The organism is Pseudooceanicola sp. NS-SX9 (assembly GCF_057380705.1).
In genome coordinates, this window is sequence record NZ_JBXXRN010000008.1 from 46,374 (window position 1) to 71,430 (window position 25,057).

Consider the following 25,057-nt stretch of genomic DNA (forward strand, 5'->3'; position numbering starts at 1 on the left):
GGCAGGTCCCGGCCGCTGGCCTCAGGACAGGCGCGCCAGCCGCAGCGCCCGGCCCTGCGGCGAGGCGGCGAAGACGAACATCAGCGCCGCGACGATCAGCGCGCAGGGGCCCATGATGCGGAACGGGTAAAGCACATCCCCCTGGCCGAAGCCGCGCAGCAGGCTGAAGACCAGCGGGCTGACGAACATGCCCGCGAAGAAGGCGCTGGACCAGGCCCCCATCGCCCGGCCGCGATGCGCCGGCCCGAACAGCGACGAGACCCAGAAGATCATCGCACTGACGGCCATGCCGGCACCGATCTGCTGTACGAAGGCTGCAACGCCCATGCTGATTTCGCTGCGTGCGTGGCCGACGCCCAGCATTCCCAGCCCGATCAGCACCATCACCAGCCCCAGCACTTGTTCCGGGGTCAGCCGTTTGGCACTGAAGCTGAACAGCAGCGCCCCCACCGGCACCGCCAGCGACACCACCGACAGGATCAGCCCGATCCGCCCGGGTGCTGCATTGTTGAGGGCATGGAACGCCTGGCCGCCGTTGATCGTGTAGATGTAGTAAAGGATCGCCAGCACGAAGGTCGTCCCCGCGATGGTGGCGATGCGCGCCCAGGGGAAGGTGGTGTCGTCGATCTCGGGTTCATCGGCATGCCGGGCCAGGACCTGGGGTTCGTACATCCACACCAGCATCGCCAGGAACAGCGGAAAGGCGATGGCATAGATCCAGAAGGCGCCGTTCCAGTGCAGCCCGGTCAGATAGCCTGATCCCGCCATCACCGCGCTGGCCGCCAGCGGGCCCACCACGCCCTGCACGGTCAGCCAGAAGCGCCGCTCGGCCATGCCGAAATAGTCCATCATCATGGTGTTGGCGATGGTCAGCACGATGGCTTCCGACAGGCCCACCCCCAGCCGGCTGGCAAAGATCGCCCCCAGCGGATCCAGATACAGCGGCATCGTCCCGCAGATCCCGTAAAGCAGCGTCGAGATCAGCAGCAGCTTGCGACGCCCGATCGCATCCGCCGCCCAGCCGACGAAGGGCGAGGCGACCGCGATCATCAGCCCGGGCGCCGTCAGCATCAGCGGGATCAGCGTCTGGGCATGGGGGGTCCCGGCGAAATGCTGGATCAGCGTCGGGACCGCCGGGACCAGGGAAATGATCGCCATGATCGGCAGAAACGCGGTCAGGGCCATGACGGCGCCCTGCGGGACGCCAGCCTTCCTGGTCCCCGGGGGGGACGGATTCGGGGTGTTCAAGACATTCTCCTCCTCTTGCCTTGATGCCGTTCCTCTACGACATAAGAACAGCAATTTTCATTCTATTTTTTGCGCAGGCCGATGCTGTCCGGGCGCGGCTGGGCAGCGGCGGGCGCCCTGGCCTTGGCCTTTATCTAGACAGGCCCGTTCCGGAGGCTGAAATGGATATTCGGCATTCAGCTATTCAGGCCCTGAATGTCGGGCGGAAAGCCCGGTGTTATCAAGCTGATGAATAGCTGCATGACAGGTTTCAATTATCCCTTTCGGGCGCCGCGCCCTATGCATCAGGACTGAGATCCGAAGAGGAGGACCAGGATGTCGGAACACTACGACGTGGTGATCGTGGGCAGTGGCCCGGTGGGATCAGCCTTTGCCCGCCGGCTGGCCGAGACCGCCCGGATGCGGCTTCTGATCGTCGAGGCGGGGCGCGATCTGGCCGGCACCGGCGGCACCAACATCCGCAACCTGCCACCCGAGACGCGCGAACGCGCCTATGCCGAGGCCCGCGGTTACGCCCTGGCCCGTGCCGAGGCGCCCGAAGGCGCGCTTATTGCGCGGCCCGGAACCTTCCTGCTGCGCCCCGATGCGCCCGGCCAGCCCGACGACCTGGGGATGCCTGCCGCGGCCATGTCCAGCAACCTTGGGGGGATGGGCGCGCACTGGACCTGCGCCTGCCCACGCCCCGGCGACAGCGAGCGCATCGGCTTCATCCCCGCCCCGGTGATGGACGCTGCCTTCGACACCGCCGAACACTATCTGAACGTGATCCAGGACGGCTTTCCCGCCAGTGACGCCGCGCGCTACGTGGTCGAGGCCCTGCGCCGCGATTTCGGTCCTGGCCGCGCCCCCGAACGGCAGCCACAGCCGATGCCGCTGGCCTGTCGTCCGGGCCCCGACGGCCCGCTCTGGAGCGGCGTCGACGTGGTGCTGGGGCCGCTGGCCTCGGCGCAGGGGCGGGCGGCGCATGGCTGCGATCTGCTGACGGGCACGCTGTGCCGGCGCATCCTGCTGGAGGGCGGGCGTGCCACCGGCGTCGAGCTGGAAGAGCTGGAGACCGGCGTCCGCCGCCAGGTCTCGGCCGGGGTGGTCTTTGTGGCGGCGGATGCGCTGCGCACGCCGCAGCTGCTGCATGCCTCGGGGCTGCGGCCCAAGGCCCTGGGGCGCTACCTGAACGACCAGCCGCAGGTGATCTCGCTGATCGAGCTTGATCCCGGGCGCAGCTGGGCCGACACCGGGACTTCGGCTGCGGCCGACCAGCGCGATGCCGTCACCGGGGTGGCCTGGATCCCGTTCCGTGACGAAGATTTCCCCTTCCATGCGCAGCTGATGCAGATGGGGACCTCGCCGATCCCGCTGGAGCCGCGCGCCGATGGCAGCGGCCGCCCGGTGGTCGGGCTGGGGCTGTTCGCCGCCAAGGAGATCCGCGCCGAGGACCGCATCGTCTTCGAACCCGCCGAGGACGCCCTGGGCCTGCCGAAGATGCGCCTGGACTACAGCCTGACCGAAGCCGACCGCGCCCGGCTGCAACAGGCCGGCGACGTGGTCGCCCGCGTCGGGCAAAGCCTGGGCCGGGTGATCGGTGATCCGATCGTGCTGCCCGCGGGGACCTCTCTGCACTACCAGGGCACGCACCGGATCGGGCCCAGTGACGACGGCACCAGCGTCTGCGATCCGCAATCGCGGGTCTGGGGGATGCAGAACCTCTACCTGGGCGGCAACGGTGCCATCCCGACCCCCACCGCCTGCAATCCGACGCTGACCGCGGTGGCGCTGGCGGTGCTGGCGGCCGATGACGTGGCCGCGCGCGCTGCCGCCTGACCCCCTGGCCGGCGACCCCGGTCGCCGGCCCCTTCAGACATTCATCCGTGAAATATACGAATTAGAATTCTTATTATTGATCGCGGGCCTATCTTTCGCTAGCAGTTAAGCATCGGCCCCGGCGGGCCTGCCGCGCAACGCACGACGGCGGTGTCACCGGGCCGGATCCGCCGCCTGTCCCCGGGGAGGGGGGAGGCCGCGACCAGAACGGATCTCAGGGAGGAGACCTCAATGTTCAGAACGGCAGTTTCTGCCGTGGCCTTGGCCTGCGCCTGCGCAGCCGTGGCCCGGGCCGACGACACCACCGCAATTCCCGACGGCCAGCCGGTCTATGTGCGCAGCTGTGCCGCCAAGGGGATCGGCTATTTCTACGTGCCCGGCACCGACAGTTGCCTGCGCATCCAGGGCCTGATCCGCTTCGAGCCCGCCACCGGCGACTCGCTCGACAGCCTGCAGCAGCTGGACACCTACCAGTCGACCTCGCGGTTCACGCTGCGGGTGGGCTCGACCAGCGACAGCGACAGCGGCCCGGTGCAGACCATGGCCGAGGCGCGATTCAGCTATGTCGACGGCGGCACGCTGGGGATGCGGCTGTACCGGGCCTATGTCAGTATCGGCGGCCTGCTGCTGGGGGCCGACGAATCCGCCTTTATCGGTGCCACCGGCGACCTTGGGGCGGTGGTCAACAACGCGCTGATCCCGGCGGGCGGCTATACCACGGCGCAGCTGTCGTACCGGTTCGACCCCTCGTCCAGCTTCGGCGGGGTGGTATCGCTGGAACAGGGCAGCGATGACTATGCCGACGTCAATGGCCAGATCGAGGACGAGCTGCCCAACATGGTGCTGGGCCTGCACAAGGACTGGGCCAGCGGCGTCAGCCTGAAGGGCGCGCTGGCCTACGACAGCCCCAATGACGGCGGCGTCGCCAAGCTGCGCATGGATTACAAGCTGGCCGGCGGCAGCGCCCTGTGGGGGCAGGTGGGCTACAAGAGCTTTGATGACGTCTATGCCGCCACCGACAGCGGCATGAAGCGCGAGGTCAGCAGCTTCTACGGCACCTGGGGCGGCCATGGCGCGGTCTGGGGCGGCGCCACCCTGGGGCTGGGCGCACGCACCAGCACCAATTTCCAGGTCAGCTACGATCAGGCCCGCACCCTGGCGGTCTCGGCCAACGTCACCTACCAGCCGATCCCCACCTTCTCGATCATCCCCGAGATCACCTACCTGTCCTATAACGACAGCCGCGACTACCGCGACGGCGAGGACGCGCTGCAGGCCAGCCTGCGGATCGAAAAGCTGTTCTGACGCGGCGGGACCGGGCGCTCCTCGGGGCCCGGAACCTGATGCGTCCCGACACCGGCCAGGATCCCTCCCTGGCCGGTCCATTCCATTTATTCAATATATATCAATATGTTAAATTCATTCCTCGCCGCCCTGCGGGTTGACAGGAGTGATCCGGCTCAAATATAGAATTGTTATTCTAATTTTAATTCGAATCATCCATGGGAGGACCAGATGCGCTTTTCCTTGTTCCTGAATGCCCGCGCCACCGCACCCGGGCAGGATCGCTTCGTGATGCAGTCGATGCTGCGCCATGCCCTGATGGCCGAAGACGCAGGCTTTGAGGCGATCTTCACGCCCGACCACCATTTCACCGGCTATGCGCCCTGGGCATCCGATCCGATGATGTTCGCGGCCTGGCTGGCGCCGCAACTGCGCAAGAAGACCACGCTGGGGTTCTCGGTGACATCGGTGCCGCTGCATAGCCCCGTGCGCCTGGCCGAGCGGATCAACCTGCTGGACCAGATCAACGACGGCCGGGTGCTGATCGGGGTGGGGTCGGGCACCACGCCCGAAGAGATGATCGGCTTCGGCGTCAACTACCGCGAGGCCTCGGCGATCTCCGACCGCAACCTCGAAATCGCCGAACAGCTCTGGGCCAAGGCCCCCGAGGATCCGCCCGTCAGTTTCGAAAACGGCCCCTGGTCCGGCCGGGTGGTGCAGCGCATCGCGCCCGCGCCCTTCACCCCGGGCCATGCGCCGCTGATGCCGGTGGCCTTCAAGGAGGCCTCGGTGCGCCGCGCCGCCGATCACGGCTGGCCCGCCTTCATCCCCGCCTTCAGCCCGCCGGTGATCAACAACCTGGAACCGCTGGCCCATGTCACCCGGCATTTCGGCAAGTACCGCGACCTGCTGCTGGCCGCCGGCCATGACCAGGCGACGCTGGACCATGCGCTCGGCTGGACGACGCATACCTACCAATGTGTCCACCTGGCGCCCTCGGCCGACCAGGCCCGGGACGAGCTGGAGACCATCCTGCGCGCCTACCAGGACGCGGTGAACCGCGAAAACGCCTTTGCCGCCAAGGCCGAGGCCGATGACGCCAACAGGAAGCAGGACATCAACCTGGAGGCGCTGACCGACGAGTGGATCGCCACCTGGTGCCTCTACGGCACGCCCGAACAGGTGATCGAGCATCTGGAACCCTACGCGGCCCTAGGCATCGGCAACGTGCTGTGCGGCACCACCACCGGCCCGCTGACCGAGGCCCGCCTGGCCCTGGCCGAACAAAGCGTCGATCTGATGGGCCGCCACGTGATCCCGCATTTCGCCAGCCGCCGCCGGGCCGCAGCATGAGCGGCCCCCGGATCATAGGCTTCGGCGGCACGACGAGGGCAGGATCGTCCAGCGAACGGCTGGTGCGGGCCGTACTGCAGGCCTACGCGGCCGAAGGGGCGCAGACGCGCCTCTTTGACGGCCGCTTCCTGGCCAGCCTGCCGCATTACGCCCCCGAATTGCCCGGCCGCACCCCCGAACAGCGCAGCTTCGTCGAGGCCGTCCGCGACTGCGACGGGCTGGTCATCGGCACCCCGGCCTATCATGCCGGGGTTTCGGGGCTGGTGAAGAACGCGCTCGACCTGCTGGAGGACCTGCGCGCCGGGGCGCGGGTCTATTTCGACGACCGGCCGGTGGGGCTGGTGGTGTCGGCGGCGGGCTGGCAGGGCACCGGCATCACCCTGTCGGCGCTGCGCGACATGGTCCATGCGATGCGCGGCTGGCCGACGCCGATCGGGATCTCGGTCAATGCGCTGTCGGCGCCGCTCTTTGATGCCGAAGGGGCGGTGGCCGATCCGCAGCTGGCGGCGGGCATCACCGCCCAGGCGCGCCAGATCACCCGTTTTGCCACGGCCTTCCGGCAGGATCCGGCCCGAAAGGGGGTGGCGTGATGCGCGATCAGACCGATATGGCGTCCCCGCTGTCGCCGCAGGACCAGGCGCTGCTGACCGCAGGCGGCGCGATGTGGCACACCGCCACCCCCGGCGGGCTGGCGCCGCTGCACATGGCCGATGGTCCGATGGGCGTGGCCAGCGGCCGGGTCGATGAACGCGACGTCGCCGTGCTGACGCCCGCCCCCGTGGCCCTGGGCGCCAGCTGGGACGATGCGCTGGTGCGCCGCGTCGGCGCCATCGTCGGCGCCGAAGCCGCCCGCGCCGGGGTCGATGCGCTGCTGGCGCCGAACCTGAACCTGCCGCGCTCGCCCCTTGCGGGGCGGGCCTTCGAATATTTCTCCGAGGATCCCTTGCTGACCGGCGCCCTGGGCCGCGCCTGGAGCGAGGGCCTGCAATCGCGCGGCACCGGCGCCATCCCCAAGCACCTCGTCTGCAACGACAGCGAGACCGACCGCCACGCCGTCGACATCCGCATCCCCGAAAACGCCCTGCGCGAGGTCTACCTGCTGCCCTTCGAAATGGCGTTGCAGGCCCGCCCGGCGGGGTTCCTGATGGCCTACAACCGGGTCAACGGCAGCTATTGCTCGGAACATGCGCTGCTGATGCACCAGATCATCAAGACCGAATGGCAGTTCGGCGGCTTCCTGGTCTCGGACTGGTTCGGCGTGCAGGACGGCCTTGCCGCGATGCAGGCGGGGCTGGACCTGGAGATGCCGGGCCCCGGCCGCCAGATGGGGGCCCGCTGCCTGCAGATGCTGGCCGAGGGCCAGATCGGGGCCGGACGGCTGCGCGATGCGGCAGATCGGGTGGCGCAGGCCGCGCGGCGCTTTGCCGGGCAGGGGCAGGCGGTGCCCCTCGATCAGGCGACGCTGCGCGAGGCTGCGGCCGCGGGCCTGGTGCTGCTGCGCAACCGCGACGGCCTGCTGCCGCTGGCCCCCGCGCGCCACCCCAGGGTGGCGCTGATCGGTCCGAACTGGCAGGCGCCCTGCTACCAGGGCGGCACCTTCGCCAAGATCGCCATCGACCCGGCCCTGCCCACGCCCCGCCAGGCGGCCGAGGCGGCGCTGGCGGATCTGGTGACGCTGGACTTTGCCGAAGGCTGCCTGCCCGAACCCGTGCTGCCGCCGATGCCGCTTTGCCCGCCCGATGCCGCCCCCGGCACGCGCGGCCTGCGGATCCGCTACTACGACAGCCACGATTTCGACACCCCGCCGCTGGCGCAAGAGATCCGCGATACCAACTCGCTCACCTGGTTTGCGCGCACCGGGGTGGCGGCGGCGGTGGACCGGGCCGGGGGCGTCTGCGCCGAGGGGATCCTGACCCCCGACCATCCCGGCCGCCACCTGCTGCACGTGGGCGGCACCGGTGCCCTGCGGGTGCTGGTCGATGGCAGGGAGGTGCTGCGGGACGAGGCCCTCTATGCCCCCGCCGACATCATGGGGCGGCTCAAGTCCGGCGAGGCGCAGGCCGTCGCGCTGGATCTGCCGGACCGCGCGCCGCGCCACATCCGGATCGAGCTGCGCCATGCCCCCGCCCATGTGCAGGGCCTGTGGTACGGCCTGTCCGGCCCCGACCGCACCGAGGCCCTGATGGCCGAGGCCGAGGCCACCGCCGCCCGCGCCGATCTGGTGCTGCTGATGCTGGGCGAGACCTCGGATGCCAGCGTGGAATCGAAAGATCGGCCCGACACGCTTTTGTCCGAACGCCAGCGGCAGCTTGCAGCGCGGGTGGCGGCGGCGAACCCTGCCACCGTCGTCATCGTCAATGTGGGCCACGCGGTCGATCTGGCCTTTGCCGAGAACCTGCCGGGGGTGATGCTGGCGCTCTATCCCGGGCAGGCCTTCGGCCCGGCCCTGGCCGAGGTGCTGACGGGGGCGCGCGAACCGGGCGGCCGGCTGGCCTTCAGCCTGGCCCAGCGTCAGGCCGACTATCCGGCCTTTGCGCTTGATCCGGGGCCGGACGGGCGGCTCGACTATGCCGAGGGGCGCCAGATCGGCTATCGCGGCCTTGTTGCCCGGGGGCTGACACCGCGTTTCGGCCTGGGCGAGGGGCAGGGCTATGCCGCCCCCGCGCTGACCGGCGCCCGCCGCCTGGGGCCCGAGCAGATCGAGGTGCAGCTGCTGAATGCCGCCCCCCGCGCCGGCAAGGCCGTCGTTCAGGTCTATGCCCGCCTGCCTGGCGAGGCCGACGTGGCGCTGGTGGGCTATGCCGCGCCCTGGCTGGATCCGGGGCCGGCGGCCCCGCTGGTGGTGCCGCTCGATCTCAGGCCGCTGCGGCGCTGGCGGGCGGGGGGCTGGCACAGGCCAGCGCCCGAGGCGCTCTTTGCCGGGCTGTCGCTGGCCGATGCCCTGGCCCGCGGACCGATCGGCGACTGACGACACCGGCAACAGCAGACATGGGCCCCGCAAGGGGCCCATTTGCGTTCAGCCCCGCGCGCCCGACGCCACCGCCGGGCGGTGGGCATCGGCGGGCAGCAGACGGCTCAGCCCCGCGATCACCAGCAGCAGAACGATCTGCCAGCGCACCAGCAGCCAGATGGCGGCATGGGCATCCTTGGCGCTCAGCGCAAGGAACAGCCCACCAAGCGAGGCCACCCCAAGCGCCATGCCCAGCTGCTGCGCCGCCCGGAACACCCCCGACGCCGCCCCGGCATGGCCGGGGTCGATCCGTGCCAGCGCAAAGGCCGGCAGCGGCGCCGAAATCAGCCCCATGCCGCCCCCGCAAAGCGCGAAACCCGCCATCAGCCGCGCCATATCCGCGCCCCCCCGCCAATCGCCCAGACCCTGCGCCATCAGCACCAGCCCCAGCATCTGGCCCGCCACCCCGATCAGCGGCATCCGCCGTCCCAGCACCGGCAGCAGCCGCCGCCCCAGCACCGCGATCGACAGCGCCGCCCCCAGGGCAAAGGGCACATGCAGCAGCGCCGTCTGCAACGGGTCAAAGCCCAGATGCGATTGCAGCATGACCGGCGCCGCGATCAGCAGCGGCCCGGTGACCATCTGGTAGATCAGCGTGATCGCCAGCCCCGCGCCATAGATCCCATCCCGGAACAGCGCCGTTGGCACCAGCGCCGCGCGGTCCCGCGCCTCGGACCGGCGCAGGTGACACCAGACCGCGCCCAGCAGGATCAGCCCCGCCAGCGGCATCAGCCCCAGCCACAGTGGCCAGCCCTGGGCCGGGCCCTCGATCAGCGGCAGCAGGAAGGCCGCGAAACCCGGCACGATCAGCACTGCGCCGCCCAGGTCGAACCGCCGGCTGCGCGCCGATCCGCCCGGCGGCAGCACCCGCCGCGCCGCCACCAGCGCCACAGCAACCACCGGCAGGTTGATCAGGAAGATCGGCCGCCAGCCCAGGCCGAACAGATCGGCGCGCAGCAGCACGCCCCCCAGGATCGGCCCCAGCACCCCGGCCGCGCCCCCCAGCAGCCCGAAGATGCCCATCACCCGAAACCGCTCGTGCGGGGCATAGAGGACCTGCACCAGCGACAAGATCTGCGGCCCCATCAGTGCCGCCGCCCCCCCTTGCAGCAGCCGCATCGCGATCAGCGGCCCCGGATCCGGCGCCAGCCCGCACCCGGCCGAGGCCAGCGCAAAGCCGCCCATCCCCAGCAGGAACATCCGCCGGTAGCCGAAGATGTCGCCCAGCCGCCCACCCGGGATCAGCAGCACCGCAAACACGAAGGCATAGCTCGCTGCCACCCATTCGATCTGCGCCGTGCTGGCCCCCAGATCGCGGCGCAGATGCGGGATCGCCACGTTCACCACCGATCCGTCGATGATCTCTAGCATCAGTGCCACCGCGACCACGGCCACCGCCAGCGTCCTGTCCCGGTCCGTCACCGGCTGCCCCTGCAAGCGTTTCATCTTCTCACCATTTTCCGATTGAAGCGGCTGGCCCGGCCCCTTGACAGGGGGTGAAGCCTTGCCTTAACAAGAATTAGTATTCTGATTTTGATCCCACATCAAGAGGCTTCGGACGCAGGGGAGGGCGGCCGCGGTCCCGGGGGATCATGTGCCCACCCTCCCGGACCGCATTCCACCGGAGACCCCCATGTTCCCATCCGCCTGCATCGAATGGCTTTATCAGGACAGCCACGCCAGCCTGGCCGACCGCGTCCGTGCGGCCCATGCCGACGGGCTGCGCCATGTCGAATTCCACCTCTGGCGCGACAAGCCCCTGGCCGAGCTGGCCCATGCCCTGCAGGAAACCGGCGTGCAGCTGACCAGCTTCGTGGTCGAACCGCGCCGCAGCCTGGTCGATCCCGATCAGCATGCCGAAGTCCTGCAGGCGGTACGGGAAACCCTCGTTGCGGCGCAGGGGCTGGGCCGGCCGCCGCTGGTCCTGGCCTCGGGCTTTGCCCGCCCCGGGATCCCCCGCGCCGAGCAGACCGCCCAGGCCGTCAAGGTGCTGCGCCAGGCTGCAACCCTGGCCGAGGCCGCCGAGGTGACCCTGCTGCTGGAGCCGCTCAATACCCGGGTCGAGCACCCGGGCATGTTCCTGTCCGACACCTCCGAGGCGCTCGACATCATCGAGGCCGTCGACAGCCCGCGGCTGCGGCTGCTGTTCGACCTCTACCATTCGGCGGTGATGGAGGAAGACCTGGAAACGGTCCTGCGGGGCCGCATCCACCTGGTGCACCATGTCCAGATCGCCGACCTGCCCGGGCGCAACGAACCCGGCACCGGCACGATCGACTGGCCCGGCCGGCTGCAGCGGCTGGCGCGGCTGGGCTACCAGGGGGCAGTGGGGCTGGAATACCGGCCGACGCTGCCTGCCACGGCATCGCTCAGGGCGGCGCGCGCTGCGACCGGCCTGTGACCGACAGGGCGGCACCACCGCCCGCCCGACCCCCAATCCGGAGACCCCGATGACCCACGACATCCGACGAGGCGTCAGCCTCTACAGCTTCCAGAACGACACCTACCTGGGCCACATGACCCTGGAGGACTGCATCCGCACCTGCGCCGGCATGGGCGCCCTCGGTATCGAGGTCGTGGGCGAGCAGACCTTCTGGGGCTGGCCCGAGGTCGGCGTGGCCGATGCCAAGATCGACGAATGGCACGCGCTGATGGCGAAATACGGCACCGTGCCGGTCTGCCATGACTTCATGCTGGACTACAAACGCTACAAGGGCCGCCCGATGCCCTTTGACGAACAGGTGGCCAGCGTCCGCAGGGACATCGAATTTGGCGCCCGTCTGGGCATGCGCTTTATCCGGGCGCTGGTCTCGATCGACCCCGAGGTGCTGGTGGCCGCCGCCCCCCATGCCGAAGCGCATGGCATCACCATCCTGCTGGAGGTCCACGCACCGCTGCATTTCGACCATCCTTGGGTGCTGCGCCACGCCGAGGCCTATGACAAGGCCGGCAGCCCGGCGCTTGGCTTCCTGCCGGACATGGGCGTCTTTCTCTACCGCTACCCGCGCGTCTGGAAACAGCGCTTCATCCGCAATGGCGTCCCGCCCGAGGCCGCCGATTTCATCGAACAGTCCTTCAACGACCGGCGGCTGGCCGAATATGTCGTCAATGACGTGCTGCAGAAATGGGGCCCCGGGCCGCAGATGGGCATGGTCGAAACGCTGCGCCACAACGCCGCCTTCAGCCCGAAGCGGATGCTGGACTTCATGCCGCGCATCCACAGCATCCACGCCAAGTTCTACGAGATGACCGAGGATCTGGAGGAATATTCCATCCCCTATGCCGAAATCATCGAGGTGCTGAAGACCGGCGGTTTCAAGGGCTACATCTGCTCGGAATACGAAGGCAACCGCTGGGTCGAAGACGCCCAGGAGGTCGAGAGCGTCGAGCAGGTCCGCCGTCAGCAGCGCATGTTCTGCACCCTTCTTGGCGAAACCGTGCCCGCAACGCTCGTGGCCTGAAAGGAACCCTGCCCATGTTCGATCACCACATCATCTGCCCGGACGGCCTGCGCAACCTGACCCGCGACGGCACCGTCACCGGTTTCGCCTTCGAGGCCCGGCTGCCCTATTACCGCGGCCTTGGCCTGTCGATGGTCGAGGATCTGGCCGTCACCATCGACGGCACCCAGATCCCGCGCGCCGACATCCGCCTGACGCTGCGTGGCCGCAGCTGGACGCTCGACGCGCTGGAGACCTGCTATGACGACCGCTGGAACTTTGGCGAGCGGGCGCTGATCGAGATCCGCCTGCCGGGCGGGCTGGCTGCAGGCCGCCACCGGGTGAAACTGGCCGAACGGCTGCGGATCTCGTACCTGCCCTTCGTGCCCACGACCACCCACGAGGCCGAGCTGGACCTGGCCGCCTGAGCGCGCGCGGGGGACCGGTGCAGGCCCCCCGCCATCGCCTGCGGCGGGATCAGAAGATCCCGTCGGGGCGGCAATTGATGTGCATCTCCGACACCGAGGCGGTGTTCGACAGCCCGATCGCCTGCATCACCAGTTGGGCGACCTCTTCGGGCTGGGTCATCTCGGCGGCGGCGCGGCTGCCACCGGCGGCGGTTTCGCCCATGTCGGTGGCGACCAGACCGGGGCAGATCGCCGTGGCGCGAATGCCGTCGTCCCAGCCCTCGTAGCGCAGCGCATGGGCCAGCCCCACGGCGGCGAATTTGCTGACGGAATAAAGCGCCGATCCGGCCGAGGCCACGCGCTTGCCCGACAGCGAGCCCAGGATGATCACCCGGCCCCGTCCGGCGGCCTTCAGCGCCGGCCAGCAGGCCTGCGCCAGACGCCGGGGCGCACGCAGGTTGATTTCCAGCAGCTGGTCGACCTCGGCCTCGGAGGCCTCGACGATGCCGGTCGCGGTAAAGATCCCGGCACTGGCGACCAGGGCGTCGATGCGGCCGTGGCGGGCCAGGACATCGGCCGCCCAGGGCGCCTCGGCGGCGCGGTCGGTGGCGTCATAGGCAAAGCTGTCGCAGGCGGCGCGATCAAGCCCCGGGGGCAGCAGTGCGGGATCGCGCAGCCCCAGGCAGACATGCCAGCCGGCGGCCTGGGCCTGGCGGGCGATCTCGGCGCCGATGCCGCGGCTGCCACCGGTCAGCATCATTACGGGTCTGTCGGTCATGAAAGGATCCTTTCGCTTGCGGAGGGGCTCAGAAGGCCAGGGACGGCAGCCAGAGGCTGATCGCCGGGAACAGGATCAGCACCAGCAGCGTGCACAGATCCATGATGATGAACCAGGTCACGCCGCGGAAGATCTCGGGCAGAGTGACGGAATTGTTCAGCGCCCCGTTGATCATGTAGACGTTCAGCCCGATCGGCGGCGTCACCAGGCCGATTTCCAGAAGCTTGACCACGATGATGCCGAACCAGATCGGGTTGATCCCGGTTTCCTGCACCAGCGGCACCAGGATCGGCAGGGTCAGCAGCAGCAGGCCGATGGAATCGATCAGCATGCCCAGCACCAGGTAGATGACCGCCACCGCCAGCATGATCCACCAGGTCTGCGAGCTGACCTCGAGGATGGCGTTCGAGAAGGCGGTGGGCAGGCCCGACAGCGCCAGGAAGCGGGTAAAGAACAGCGAGCCGATCAGGATGATGAAGATCGAGGCGGTCGAGGACACCGCCTGCACCACCGCCTCGGTCAGGGCCTTGCGGGTCAGCTTGCCGCGCAGCAGGGCGATGACGGCGGCGAAGAACGCCCCGAGCGCGCCTGCCTCGGTCGGAGAGAAGATGCCGCTGAAGATGCCGCCCAGCACCAGCAGGATCAGCACCGGCAGGGGCCAGATGTCGCGCAGCGCCTCGCGGCGTTCCGCGGGGGTGGGCGGCGGCGGCGCGGTGCCCGCCAGCGCCGGGTTCAGCCTGACCCGCACGACGATCATCGCGATGTAGACAAGTGCCGACAGGATCCCCGGCAGGAAGCCCGCCATGAACAGCTGCCCGACCGAGACCTGCGCATAGACACCGTAAAGGATCAGCAGCACCGAGGGCGGGATCAGCGAGCCCAGCGTGCCGGCCGAGGCGATGGTGCCGGTGGCAAGCCCCCGGTCATAGCCCGATTTCAGCATCTCGGGCACTGCCATGCGCGACATCGCCGAGGCGGTCGCGACCGACGACCCGGAGGCCGCCGCGAAAAAGGCACAGGCCCCCACCGAGGTGATCGCCAGACCGCCCGGCAGCCGCGCCAGGTACAGGCGCAGCGACAGGAACAGCCCGCGCGTCATGTCGGTAGCCGAGCACAGGAAGCCCATCAGCAGGAACATCGGCGCCGCCGACAGCTCCCACTGGCCGACATAGTCGAAGGGGGTGGCCGAAATCATCCCCCATGCGACGTTCATGTTGAACATCGCCGCGATGCCCAGGATCGAGGTCAGCCCCAGCGTCAGCCCGATGGGCACGCGCAGGGCGATCAGGACCAGCGCGGCAACGGTGCCGAGGATGCCGATGTCGAGGTTGCTCATGTGGGGATCCTTCGCAGGTCAGAGGGCGCGGCCGGTGCGCAGCGCACGCAGCAGGTTCGAGAGCGTCGCCAGCACGATCCCGGCAAAGCCCAGCGGCAGCGCCCAGCGGGCGGGCCAGATGTAGAAGGTGAAGTTGCTCATCGCCTGTTCGCCGCTGGCGGTGGCGTCGAGGGCATCCTTCAGTGTCTGCCAGAACAGCAGGCCGAAAAAGACCAGCCCGGCGGCGCAGGCCAGCACGTAAAGCCCCAGCTGCACGCGGCGCGGCAGCATCTGGGCAAAGAGGTCGACGCGAATATGTTCACCGCGCAGCTCGACCAGCCCCAGGCTGAGGAAGACCAGCGCGACCATATAGTAGTAGGACACGACCTCCAGCGTGCCGACGAGGCGGCCGTTGAAAAGCGCCCGCAGCGCCACGTCGAGGGTGATATGGGCCATCATCAGCAGCATGAAGGCACAGGCCAGCGCCATGGTGGCGCGGTTCAGCCAGAGGATCAGCAGGGTCATCGGGGTCTCCGGGGGCAGGCTTTGGGGCGGGGCGGCCCCGGGGCTGCGGCCTCGGGACCACCCGGGCAGGGCGTCTTCGCAATGCCGCAGCGGGGCAGGATCGGAACGCGGGCCGGCGGGCAGTGTGCCCGTCAGGACGCATGGGGGCAGAGTCGCCACGGCAAGGCGACCGGACGGGGGGCCATCAGTACAGGCCAGCCAACGCGCGTAGACGGGTCCGGCAGGGACAGGGGCGGGGCCGCGACGGACCCCACGCCATCACTTGACGCCGTAAACCGCGGGGTCGAGGTCGCCGTAGATATGCGTCATCGCCAGCTTGGTCAGCGCCTCCTCGTCGGTGCGGTCGACACCCTTCAGCAGCCCGTCCCATTTCTCCATGGTGGCGCGGAAATCGTCGATCACCGCCTTGCCGTCGCTCAGGCCGTACTTGTCACGGGCGGTGTCATAGACCTTCGCCAGCGAGGCCGCGCGGAACGCATCAACCGAGGCCTGCAGATCTGCCGAGGGCTCGAACACCTCGCCGCCCTTGGCCTTCGAGGCCTCAAGCGCGCTGTCGGCGGCGGCGATGTAGCGGATCGTCATCCGTGCCATCGACCGGGCGCTGGCCTGCATGAAGACGGCGCGCTGATCGGGGCTCAGGCCCTTCCAGAACTTCGGGTTAAAGCCCCATTCCGGCCCCGACCAGTACATGCCGGTGGGCAGCAGCGTGGTGTATTTCGCCACCTCCATCAGCGAGCGGTCTACCAGGTCGTTGGCGGCATTGGTGGCACAATCAAGCGTGCCGCGCTCGATCCCGGTGTACATCTCGGAAGAGGCGACATTGACCGGGATGCCACCGGCCTGCTGCACCCAGCTGGACACGGCCGAGCCCGCGGTACGGATGCGCTTGCCCTTCAGATCCGCCAGCGTCTTCACCGGTTTCGAGCACATCAGGATATAGGGCGGCGTCGCATAGGCGCCGAGATAGACGATGCCCGCCTTGTGCCATTCCGCCAGCTGTGCCGCATCATGGGTCGAGAAATCCGCCACCGCGAAGATCGCCACCAGCGGATCGGCATAGTTAAAGCCCAGTTCCTGCACGGCATTGGCCACGGGCAGATCGGCGGGGGTGTAGATGGCGGCATGGTTGCCGACCTGCACGACATTGTCGCGGATCCCCTGCAGCACGGCGCGCGGCGCCAGCAGCACGGTGCCGGTATAAACCTGCGGATCCAGCGTGCCCTTCGACAGCTGTTTCACCATCTCGGCCCAGTCGGTATAGCCGTATTTCGTCAGCGGATGGGCGCCGTCGTAGAACGAGTCGGCAATGAAGCTGGTCTTGGCCAGCGCAGGCTGCACCAGGGCAGCCGCGGCCAGGGCGGCCGCGAGAAGCGTCGTCTTCATGGGGTTTCTCCGTGTTGGGGGGGCGTGGCGCTGGCGTCACGCCCAGGGGCGGGCCGCCGTCAGAGGCTGGCGGCCTTCTTGACCGCACGACCGTCCTTCATGATCAGCGGCATATGGGCACCCTGGCGGGTCAGCAGATCGAGGTCCTGCAGCGGATTGCCCTCGACCCCGAGGATATCGGCATGGGCGCCGGGGACGATCTGGCCGATCTTGCCCTCCATCCGCAGCACCTTGGCCGCATCCACCGTGGCCGAACGGATCACCGCATCGGCGGGAATGTAGCGCCCGCGCAGGGGGAATTCGCCGGACTGTTCGCTTTGCATCCCGCCCAGCAGGTCCGAGCCATAGCCCATGGTGACGCCGGCCTCGTGCAGCTTGACGACGCGCTCCAGCCCGGCTTCGCGGACATCGGCGACCTTGGCCACGGATTCCGGCGGCAGGCCGAATTCGGCACCGCGCCGCGCCAGCAGGTCATAGGTGATGTTGGTGGGCACCACCACCGCGCCCTCGCGGGCGACCCGGGCGATGGTGGCATCGCCGATCAGGTTGCCGTGCTCGATGCAGGTGATGCCGCAGTCGAGCGCCCGCACGATCGCTTCGTCTGCATAAAGGTGGGCGGCGACATAGGTGCCAAAGCCATTGGCGATCTCGACCAGGGCCTTCAGCTCGTCGACCGAGAAGACCAGATAGCCCACCGGATCCGAGGGCGAGGACACGCCGCCATCGGCCATCACCTTCAGGAACTGGGCGCCGCCCTTCAGTTCCTGCCGCGCGGCGCGCTGCAGTTCGGGCAGGCCGTCGCAGATCCGGCCCAGCGTGCCCAGCTGGCTGGCGTACCAGCTGACATCGCGATTGTCGTAGGGCCCGCGGTAATCGGTATGGCCGCCGGTCTGCGACAGCGCCTTGCCGCAGATCACCAGGCGCGGGGCGACAAAATGGCCCTCTTCCACGGCCTGCTGCAGCCCGCGATCAGCACCTCCCAGGTCGCGCACGGTGGTGAAGCCGCGCATCAGCATGTCGCGCATCAGCGTCGAGGCCCGCGCCGCCACCAGCGACGACGGCAGCGCCGCGTTCAGCCCCAGGTTCGCCGTGCTGGCGATGGTGTGGACGTGGCAGTCGGTCAGGCCGGGCATGGTGATCAGCCCGGCCATGTCCAGTTCCTCGTCCGCCTGCAGCGTGATCCGGGGGGCCACCTCCTGGATGATGCCGTCCTCGATGGCGATCTGCATCGGGTCGGTGGGGGTGGTCTGCGTCCCGTCCACGATGCGGGCGTTCTTGATCAGCAGGGTGCTCATGGCTGGTCCTTTCGGGGGTCGTTCAAGGGGGGGGCCGTCGCGGCCGCACAGCGGCCGGGCGGGGCAGAGGGGGGCGCCGGAACAGCGCCCGCCCCCCGCACAAAGGTCACAGCAGCGCCGGCGCCAGGGTCTGTGCCAGCGCGGTCATCGGTGCCATGTCGGCCTGGGCATAGCTGTCGCGGGGGGCGTTCAGCGACAGCACCCCCAGCACGCGCCCATCCCAGATCACCGGGGCGCAGGCGCAGGCTTCGCAGCCCTTCGACAGGATCAGCTGCGCATCGGGAAAGGCCCACAGGACCTCTTCGGCACTGTTGCCCAGCCAGGGGCGGCCGGCGTCCAGCACGACCTTGCCCCATTCCGTGCGCCCCATCGGTTTCAGCGCGCCCACCGGATAGTCGGCCTCGGAGCTGTGCATCCGCATCACGTTGCCGGTGCCCGGCAGGTTCTTCAGGATGGTCAGGAAGGTAAAGCCGAAGCGGTCGCGGCAGGTCCGGGTGACGGCCTCGAACAGGGCAAGGGGCTGGCCTGCCGCTGCCTGGGTCATCAAGAGCGGGGACAGGGTGGTGTCGGAAAGGGTCATGTCGGATCAGCCGTAAAGAACGTTGGGAAGCCACAGCGCAATGCCCGGGAACAGCGCCAGCAGCACCACGCCCAAAAGCATCAGCAGGAAGAAGGGCAGGGCGGCGCGCGCGACATAGCCGATCGAGCGCCCGGAAATGCCCTGCAGCACGAAGAGGTTGAAGCCCACCGGCGGCGTCACCTGCGCCATCTCCACCATCAGGACCAGATAGATGCCGAACCACACCGGATCAAAGCCCGCCTGCTGGACCAGCGGCAGTGCGATCGGCAGGCTCATCACCACGATCGAATTGCCGTCCAGGAAGAACCCCAGCCCCAGGTAGAACAGCGACAGCACGATCAGCAGCCCCCAGGGCGGCAGGTGCATGGCGCCGATGGCCTTGGCGACATCCGCGGGGATGTGCAGATAGCCGATGGCCGTCGACATGAAGGCCGCGGTGATCAGGATCGAACACACCATGGTCGAGGTCCGCAGCGATCCCATCAGCGTGTCGCGCAGCAGGCCCAGGCTTAGCTGGCCCATCAGCGCGGTGATCACGATGGCGGCGATGACACCGACGGCGGCGGCTTCGCTGGGGGTCGCGATGCCGGTGTAGATCGAGCCCAGCACGATCACCATCAGCGTCAGCAGCGGCGCCAGATTGACCAGCGCGCGGGCAAAGTCGCGCGGCCCGTGGCGCGGCGGATCAGTGGGCGCGATGGACGGATTCAGCCGCGCCCGCACCACGATATAGCCGCAGTACAGCCCCGCGATCATCAGCCCCGGCACGACACCGGCGGCAAAGAGCCGCGAAATCGACTGTTCGGCCAGGATGCCGTAGACGATCATCACGATCGACGGCGGGATCAGCAGCCCCAGGCTGCCCGCACCGGCAAGCGAGCCCAGCGACAGCCGCTCGTCATAGCCGCGCGCCGACAGCTCCTGCGTGGTGATGCGTCCGACGGTGGCGGTGGTTGCAGGCGACGACCCCGACACTGCGGCAAACAGCGTGCAGCCCAGCACGTTGGTATGCAGCAGCCGCCCCGGGATGTAATCGACGAAGGGCGCCAGCCCCCGGAACAGCCGTGCGGAAATGTCGGTGCGAAAGATGATCTCTCCCATCCAGACGAACATCGGGATCGCCGACAGCTCCCAGCTGGAGGCATAGCGGTAGATCGTCGTGGCGGCGATGCTGCCGATGCGTTCCAGGCTCATGCCGTGCAGGAAGAACAGGGCGGCGGTCGCAACCAGGCCGAGGCTGGCGCAGACCCAGATCCCCAGGCCCAGGAACATCAGCAGGAAAAGCAGGGTGATCCCGGCAATGAAAAGCGTTTCCAAAGCGTACTCCGGTCAAAGATCGTGGCGGGGGGTCATTCGACCGGGGTGGCGGCCTGGATTGCGCCGGCCGGCGAGGGATGGCGGGTGACATGGCGCAGCCCGTAGGCCAGGCATTGCAGCGCGAACAGCGCAAAGCCCAGGGCCACGGCGGCCAGCGGGATCCAGGTCGGCACCTGCGCGATCGAGGCCGACAGCGTGTGCCGCTGCACCGCCTTGGCGACGCGCAGCCACATCATCCACGCCAGACCCGCGCTGCCCAGGCAGGTGACGAAGGCGGCCAGCGCCGTCAGCAGTTCCTGCGCGCGCGGGGGCAGCCGGTCCAGCAGCAGCGACACGCGGATCAGGTCCTCGTGCTCCAGCACATAGCCCAGCGACCACAGTACGCAGACCGAGACCGCATAGCCCACGAATTCCGACAGCACGAAGGTCGAGGTCTGGAAGACCGTCCGCAGCAGGATCTCCAGCGCGATATGGCCGACCATGTAGACCACCGCCAGCGCGGCGACGACAGCGGCCAGCCGCGAGATCGCATAGACCAGGGAATAGAAGCGGGTCATCGGGGGGCTCCTGCCGGAAGAAAAGGGGCGGGCCAGCCCGGACAGCCGGCCCGCAGTCGGGGAGGGGTCATTCCGCCGCGTAGGCCGCCATGATCTTGCTGGCGCGTGCACCGGTGGCCTTGATCCAGTCGTCGATGAAGGGCTGGGCGGCTGCCTTCAGCGCCACCGACAGCTCGGCCGGGACGGTTTCGGTCACGGTCATGCCATGGGCGCGCATGGTCGCGAAATCGGCGGCATTGGATTGCGCCAGCAGCTTCCAGCCATAGTCCTCGGCCTCCTGGGCGGCGGCGCGCACCTCGGCCCGTTCATCCGCGCTCAGATCGTCGAAGGCGTCGCGGTTGACATGGATCACCTGCAGCGACGAGGCATAGTTGACGTTGGTGAAATTGGATTGCTGTTCCCACATCTGCACACCCACACCACCGTTCGACGAGGTCAGCACCGCGTCAATCGAATGGGTCGACAGCTGCGCCGGAACATCCGCCCAGGAGATCTGCATCGGGAAGGCACCGGCGTTCTTCATCGTCTGGGTCGAGGCCACGTCATAGGTGCGCACCTTGACGCCCTTCAGATCGCCGATGGTGGTGAAGGCCTTGTTGCCCCACAGCCCCGAGGACGGCCAGGGCGTTGCCAGCAGCAGGATCTGGTCGTTGTCCTCCATCACCTTCTCGTATTCCGGCTTGGCCAGCTCGTAGAGGCGGTGCGCATCATCGCTGGTGGGCGCGACGAAGGGCAGCGAGGACAGCTGGAAGATCGGATCGATCCCCGGCCAGGCCACCATCGCCGAAGACGCCGCCTGCACCGCGCCGCTGCTGACTGCATCGAAGTTGTCGACGCTCTTGTAGCCCAGCGAAGCGCCGTGATGCACCGTGATGGTCAGCGCGCCGCCGGTCTTCTCGGCCACCGCCTGGGCAAAGAAATCCGCCGTCTTCCCCTGCAGAGAGCCACCGGGATACTCGTTCGTGAGGTCCCAGTTCTCGGCCAGCGCGGGCAGTGCCGCGCAGCTCAGAGCGGCAGCCGCAGTCAATGTACGGATAAGCATGTCGATGTCCCTGTCATTGCGGTTCTCGGGCAGCGGAGCAAACCGCGACGCCACTTGCGAACAATTCTGTTCGTATATTGCGAGCAGAACTGTCCGTAAATCAAGCGCGATGCGGCCTGAGCCAGCCGAACAGGCGCAGCCTGACGGGGAAATCGTTTAAGCCATTGCAAATAAAAATAATTAAACAGCCTAAAATTTAGGCATTCGAGGGGCTTGATCCGGTTTTCCGGTCGTTTTGGGGATCAGCGCGGCCGCAGGGGCGCCGGATCCTGACCGAAATGGGACCGCGCGATCTGCTTCCACAGCGCCACCAGCCGCCCGGCGGTGTCGGGATCGGAATCGAAACTGCGGTGCATGGCGATGCCGCGCAGCACCGACAGCTGCAGCTGCACCATCAGATCGGCCTCGGCATCCTGGGCATCGGCGCCCATCAGCTGCACCGTCACCTTGTCGCGCTGCTGCACCCAGCTGACCATGATGTCGCGCAGGCTGTGGCCCAGCTCGGTGTTCTGCCGCGCCGCCAGCATCAGCTCCATCGCGGCGATGTAGCGCTCGTTCGAGAAAATGTTATCCCAAAGCGCGTCGATCAGCCCGTCCATGGTCAACTGGGTGGTGTCGGGGTCCAGACCGAAGGGGTAGCCGTCGCGCCATTCGCTGACCAGATATTCGAAGGCGGCGATCAGCATGTCGTTGCGCATCGGGAACTGATGCGTCAGCGCCCCGCGCGAGACTTCGGCGCGCTCGGCGATCAGCGTGGTCGAGATCCTGTCATAGCCGACCTCGACCAGCGCCTGCAGGGTGGCCTCGCAGACCCGGGTGCGGGTCTCCTGCGAGCGTTCGGCCTGGGTCCGCCGCTTGCGGGGCGCCGCGGCATTGTCGGAGGAGGCGGTCATGGTCGGTTGCGAAGCCCAATTTTACGAACAGATTATCCTGTTTTAGTGGAACCCGACCCCGATGCAATAGCCTGCCAGGACCCATGGCAGCCTTGCACACCCGCACAGGATGCACCCGGCGGCCCAATTGATCTGATAATTGCGCTTATGTTAATCCAACATCCGTTTCCCGGACCCTGCGCCCGAGCCCAAAGGCCGAAGACCGTCGGGCCCATCCTGCTGCGGCAAAGCACCTTCTGCGACTGTTGCCGACGTGCCCGCAGCGGTGATCCCGCGGACCGGCATCCTCTCTGCGCCTGCAAAGGTCGCCGGAATGCCGGTTTCCGTGGCAAACGCCTTGCCCGGCGCGACGGTCATACCCCGCCACCGCGCAACTTGCCTCAAGCCCGGCCGCAAGGGTCCGCAACCCCCGATGGGATCGCCATGGTCCCTTCGCATCGCCGTCCGTCCTGCTGTCCGAGATCTCCGCCCGGCCTCAGGCCACCTGGGTCAGTTCATAATCGGGCGTGCCGCGCCAGGCCAGTGTCCAGGCAGCCCCGGGACGGACATTCTGAATCGCCTGCGGATCAAAGCACACCAGGCAGTTGCCCTCGGGCGCACGCACCGAAGGATAGACCAGCCCACGGGCCCCGCCACGCCGCAACCCCTCGGCCAGGGCCTGCCCCTCGGGATAGCCGATGGCAGGATCGGGGTGCAGCGCCGGATGGCCGGGCTGATCCGTCAGATCGGCGAAATCACCGATGAAATCCGCATGCAGCTCGACATAGCGGGCGCTGTCGTGGAAATGGCCGACATAGGCCAGCTCTCTGGTCCGGTGAAAGGCGACCTCGGCGACGCTGACCAGCACGTCCCAGGCGCAATACCAGGCGCCGCGTGTCCCGGGATTGAAGCGGTTGCCACCGGTGCGGGTATAGGTGAAGGCCGCGTTGACATGACTGTTGCCGTAGACCCGCAGGTCGGCCTTGCGGCGCTGCCACGCCAGTTCGCGGGAATCCAGATGCGGGCTGCGGCCGCGTTCGGCCATCAGCCGGGCGCTGGTCAGGCCCTCGATCTCGGCCAGGATTTCGGCCTCTTCGTCGGTATCGACCAGGCCACGCAGCACCGGCGCCTTGTGATAAGTCGCGGGCAGCAGGCGGATCAGGCCGCGATCCGACAGGCTGGTGGTCTTCATGCGCCCCCCCGCAGCGCGTCCAGGTAGGTGCGGATGTTCAGGATCTGCGGCAGGCCGCCCTCGATCGCCGTATCCACCGGACGGGCACCGGCAAACAGCGGCCCGGCATTGGTTCGGCGCATCCAGTCCTGCGCCAGGGGGGCCGCGAAATACAGCTCCAGCGACTTGTAGATGCCGATCACCGCCGACAGCCGCAGCAGCTGGTCGCGGGTCAGCTCTCCGCCATAGCCGGGCTTGCGGGCGCGCTTCCAGGTGCTTTCGGACATGTCGGCCAGCCCCGCCGCCTCGCGGACCGACAGGCCCCAGACCGTGACCACACGGACATAGGCCTTCAGGGCAATCGCCCGGATATCGGCCGGGTCCCGGGTCTGGGCGGTGATCTGCATGCGGGTCTCCTTGCGTCAGATATGGACCATATGAGCATCTTGTAAAGATCAAATGACCCGATCCGAGCCCGGTTGACGAAATTAGACCAAAGGTCTAATTCAAGAATAGCGGTAGACCACTGGTCCAGGAGGCCCCATGCCACTTTCCGACACCCCGACCCGGTTGCGGCTGGCCGCCCTGCCCCCCGAGGGGCGGCGCGTCTGGCTGGACCCGGCCGAAGCCGAATTCGCCGCCCATGGCTTCGAGGGCGCCTCGATGAACCGCATTCTGGCCCGGGCGGGCGAAAGCAAGGGCCGCACCTACCACTACTTCGCCGACAAGGCCGAACTGTTCCGCGCCACCCTGGAACGCCGGCTGGATGCCCTGGGCCCGATGGCCCGGCCCGAAGACGCCCCCGACCACGACACCTTCTGGGCCCTGCTGGCCCAGGACTGTGCGCGACTGACCCTGGCCCTGCAGGCCGACCCCTGCCTGGCGGCCCTGTTGCGCTGCCTGCACCAGGAGGCGGCCGCACGCAGCGCCTGCGCCGGACCGCTGGCCCAGCTGCAGAGCCGGGTGCAGACCCTGCTGGCGGCCGGACAGACCCTGGGTGCCGTGCGCCACGACCTGCCCCTGGACCTGCTGGCCGAGGTCGCCCTGACCCTGCTCGCAACGCTTGACGGCTGGTTCGCCCGCCACGGCGCCAGCCTGCCCGCCGCCGAAGAGGCGCGGCTGTCACGGCAGGCCTTCGCGCTGCTGGTGGCGGCCCTGCGTCCCGCCGATGAGGTCCGCCCATGACCCGCCCCCGCCTGCTGGCCGCGCTGCTGACCCTGAGCGCGCTGAACCTGGCGCTGATGATCCCCGGCGGCCTGGTCGAGACCCGCACCTTTCCCAGCTATGGCTTGGCCGTGCTGGCCAGCTTCAACCTGTTCCTGACCGGGCTGGGGCTGGCCAGCCTGGGCCTGGCCTGGCAGATCCTGCGCGGCGCCCCGGCGCGCCTTCCGGCGCTGCTGGCGGGGATCGGCTTTGTCGCGGTCTACCTGCTGGACCTCGGGCGGGTCTTCCCGGTCGCCAGCCAGCCGATGTCGGCGCTGCTGACCTGGCTTGAGGGCTTCGGCACGCTGCTGGGACTGCTGCTGATCACCGTGGCCGCCCGGGCAAGGCCGACGGGCCCCGGCCCTGCATCCCGGGCCCGCCTGACCCGCCCGATGGCCACCGCGCTTGGGGGTCTGGCGCTGGCGATCATCCTCTTTGCCACCTGGTCGGCGCGCTAGC

General features: G+C 68.4%; 24 protein-coding genes. 10 read left to right on the forward strand and 14 right to left on the reverse strand.

Annotation, left to right across the window (positions count from 1 at the left end; genetic code table 11):
• Window positions 1-21: 21 nt before the first annotated feature.
• The gene (locus AC2ITM_RS24365; protein WP_486470952.1) at window positions 22-1,185 is read right to left on the reverse strand and encodes an MFS transporter; all 1,164 of its coding nucleotides are present in this window, start codon (window positions 1,183-1,185) and stop codon (window positions 22-24) included.
• A 378-nt stretch (window positions 1,186-1,563) separates the two neighbouring features.
• On the opposite strand from AC2ITM_RS24365, the gene AC2ITM_RS24370 reads away from it, so the two are divergent.
• From AC2ITM_RS24370 to AC2ITM_RS24390, 5 genes are all read left to right on the forward strand, one after another.
• Window positions 1,564-3,066 carry a GMC oxidoreductase gene (locus tag AC2ITM_RS24370; RefSeq protein WP_486470953.1) on the forward strand — a complete coding sequence of 501 codons (1,503 nt, stop codon included), beginning with the start codon at window positions 1,564-1,566 and terminating at the stop codon, window positions 3,064-3,066.
• 231 nt (window positions 3,067-3,297) lie between these two features.
• Entirely contained in the window at window positions 3,298-4,371 is a 1,074-nt protein-coding gene (locus AC2ITM_RS24375; RefSeq protein ID WP_486470954.1) for a porin, read from the forward strand.
• Between the two features lie 210 nt (window positions 4,372-4,581).
• Entirely contained in the window at window positions 4,582-5,703 is a 1,122-nt protein-coding gene (locus tag AC2ITM_RS24380; RefSeq protein WP_486470955.1) for an LLM class flavin-dependent oxidoreductase, read from the forward strand.
• Complete coding sequence (locus tag AC2ITM_RS24385; protein ID WP_486470956.1) at window positions 5,700-6,293, forward strand: NADPH-dependent FMN reductase; 594 nt, start codon at window positions 5,700-5,702, stop codon at window positions 6,291-6,293. Before AC2ITM_RS24380 ends, AC2ITM_RS24385 begins: the two co-directional genes overlap by 4 nt.
• Entirely contained in the window at window positions 6,293-8,671 is a 2,379-nt protein-coding gene (locus tag AC2ITM_RS24390) for a glycoside hydrolase family 3 protein (RefSeq protein ID WP_486470957.1), read from the forward strand. Before AC2ITM_RS24385 ends, AC2ITM_RS24390 begins: the two co-directional genes overlap by 1 nt.
• Before the next feature lie 48 nt (window positions 8,672-8,719).
• Here AC2ITM_RS24390 and AC2ITM_RS24395 read toward each other — a convergent pair whose 3' ends face one another.
• Complete coding sequence (locus tag AC2ITM_RS24395; protein ID WP_486470958.1) at window positions 8,720-10,159, reverse strand: MFS transporter; 1,440 nt, start codon at window positions 10,157-10,159, stop codon at window positions 8,720-8,722.
• A gap of 187 nt (window positions 10,160-10,346) precedes the next feature.
• Between AC2ITM_RS24395 and AC2ITM_RS24400 the strand changes: the two genes are divergently transcribed.
• From AC2ITM_RS24400 to AC2ITM_RS24410, 3 genes are read left to right on the forward strand one after another with little or no spacing between them, the layout of a single operon-like run.
• Window positions 10,347-11,114, forward strand: coding sequence for a hydroxypyruvate isomerase family protein (locus AC2ITM_RS24400; RefSeq protein WP_486470959.1), 768 nt, complete (start codon window positions 10,347-10,349; stop codon window positions 11,112-11,114).
• Between the two features lie 49 nt (window positions 11,115-11,163).
• Window positions 11,164-12,174 carry a sugar phosphate isomerase/epimerase family protein gene (locus tag AC2ITM_RS24405; RefSeq protein ID WP_486470960.1) on the forward strand — a complete coding sequence of 337 codons (1,011 nt, stop codon included), beginning with the start codon at window positions 11,164-11,166 and terminating at the stop codon, window positions 12,172-12,174.
• 14 nt (window positions 12,175-12,188) lie between these two features.
• Window positions 12,189-12,581, forward strand: a complete 393-nt coding sequence (locus tag AC2ITM_RS24410) for a C-glycoside deglycosidase beta subunit domain-containing protein (RefSeq protein WP_486470961.1) — start codon at window positions 12,189-12,191, stop codon at window positions 12,579-12,581.
• 49 nt (window positions 12,582-12,630) lie between these two features.
• Here AC2ITM_RS24410 and AC2ITM_RS24415 read toward each other — a convergent pair whose 3' ends face one another.
• From AC2ITM_RS24415 to AC2ITM_RS24470, 12 genes are all read right to left on the reverse strand, one after another.
• The gene (locus AC2ITM_RS24415; RefSeq protein WP_486470962.1) at window positions 12,631-13,338 is read right to left on the reverse strand and encodes an SDR family NAD(P)-dependent oxidoreductase; all 708 of its coding nucleotides are present in this window, start codon (window positions 13,336-13,338) and stop codon (window positions 12,631-12,633) included.
• Window positions 13,339-13,366: 28 nt separating this feature from the next.
• A complete protein-coding gene (locus AC2ITM_RS24420) occupies window positions 13,367-14,674 on the reverse strand; it encodes a TRAP transporter large permease (protein WP_486470963.1) in 1,308 nt (435 codons plus the stop codon).
• Between the two features lie 18 nt (window positions 14,675-14,692).
• Entirely contained in the window at window positions 14,693-15,178 is a 486-nt protein-coding gene (locus AC2ITM_RS24425) for a TRAP transporter small permease subunit (protein ID WP_486470964.1), read from the reverse strand.
• Window positions 15,179-15,436: 258 nt separating this feature from the next.
• Window positions 15,437-16,561: a C4-dicarboxylate TRAP transporter substrate-binding protein gene (locus AC2ITM_RS24430; protein WP_486470965.1), complete on the reverse strand. Its 1,125-nt coding sequence runs from the start codon at window positions 16,559-16,561 to the stop codon at window positions 15,437-15,439.
• A gap of 59 nt (window positions 16,562-16,620) precedes the next feature.
• Window positions 16,621-17,856, reverse strand: coding sequence for a metal-dependent hydrolase family protein (locus AC2ITM_RS24435; RefSeq protein WP_486470966.1), 1,236 nt, complete (start codon window positions 17,854-17,856; stop codon window positions 16,621-16,623).
• Window positions 17,857-17,962: 106 nt separating this feature from the next.
• The gene (locus AC2ITM_RS24440; protein WP_486470967.1) at window positions 17,963-18,436 is read right to left on the reverse strand and encodes a GAF domain-containing protein; all 474 of its coding nucleotides are present in this window, start codon (window positions 18,434-18,436) and stop codon (window positions 17,963-17,965) included.
• Between the two features lie 6 nt (window positions 18,437-18,442).
• On the reverse strand, window positions 18,443-19,753 hold the full coding sequence (locus AC2ITM_RS24445; RefSeq protein WP_486470968.1) for a TRAP transporter large permease: 1,311 nt from the start codon (window positions 19,751-19,753) through the stop codon (window positions 18,443-18,445).
• Between the two features lie 32 nt (window positions 19,754-19,785).
• Window positions 19,786-20,310: a TRAP transporter small permease subunit gene (locus tag AC2ITM_RS24450; protein ID WP_486470969.1), complete on the reverse strand. Its 525-nt coding sequence runs from the start codon at window positions 20,308-20,310 to the stop codon at window positions 19,786-19,788.
• A 67-nt stretch (window positions 20,311-20,377) separates the two neighbouring features.
• A complete protein-coding gene (locus AC2ITM_RS24455) occupies window positions 20,378-21,352 on the reverse strand; it encodes a TRAP transporter substrate-binding protein (RefSeq protein ID WP_486470970.1) in 975 nt (324 codons plus the stop codon).
• Between the two features lie 242 nt (window positions 21,353-21,594).
• On the reverse strand, window positions 21,595-22,245 hold the full coding sequence (locus tag AC2ITM_RS24460; RefSeq protein WP_486470971.1) for a TetR/AcrR family transcriptional regulator: 651 nt from the start codon (window positions 22,243-22,245) through the stop codon (window positions 21,595-21,597).
• A gap of 475 nt (window positions 22,246-22,720) precedes the next feature.
• A complete protein-coding gene (locus AC2ITM_RS24465) occupies window positions 22,721-23,416 on the reverse strand; it encodes an RES family NAD+ phosphorylase (protein WP_486470972.1) in 696 nt (231 codons plus the stop codon).
• A complete protein-coding gene (locus AC2ITM_RS24470) occupies window positions 23,413-23,802 on the reverse strand; it encodes an antitoxin Xre-like helix-turn-helix domain-containing protein (protein ID WP_486470973.1) in 390 nt (129 codons plus the stop codon). Before AC2ITM_RS24470 ends, AC2ITM_RS24465 begins: the two co-directional genes overlap by 4 nt.
• 136 nt (window positions 23,803-23,938) lie before the next feature.
• Between AC2ITM_RS24470 and AC2ITM_RS24475 the strand changes: the two genes are divergently transcribed.
• Both AC2ITM_RS24475 and AC2ITM_RS24480 read left to right on the forward strand, forming a co-directional pair.
• The gene (locus AC2ITM_RS24475; protein ID WP_486470974.1) at window positions 23,939-24,580 is read left to right on the forward strand and encodes a TetR/AcrR family transcriptional regulator; all 642 of its coding nucleotides are present in this window, start codon (window positions 23,939-23,941) and stop codon (window positions 24,578-24,580) included.
• Entirely contained in the window at window positions 24,577-25,056 is a 480-nt protein-coding gene (locus AC2ITM_RS24480) for a DUF8051 family protein (protein ID WP_486470975.1), read from the forward strand. Before AC2ITM_RS24475 ends, AC2ITM_RS24480 begins: the two co-directional genes overlap by 4 nt.
• Window position 25,057: the final 1 nt, after the last annotated feature.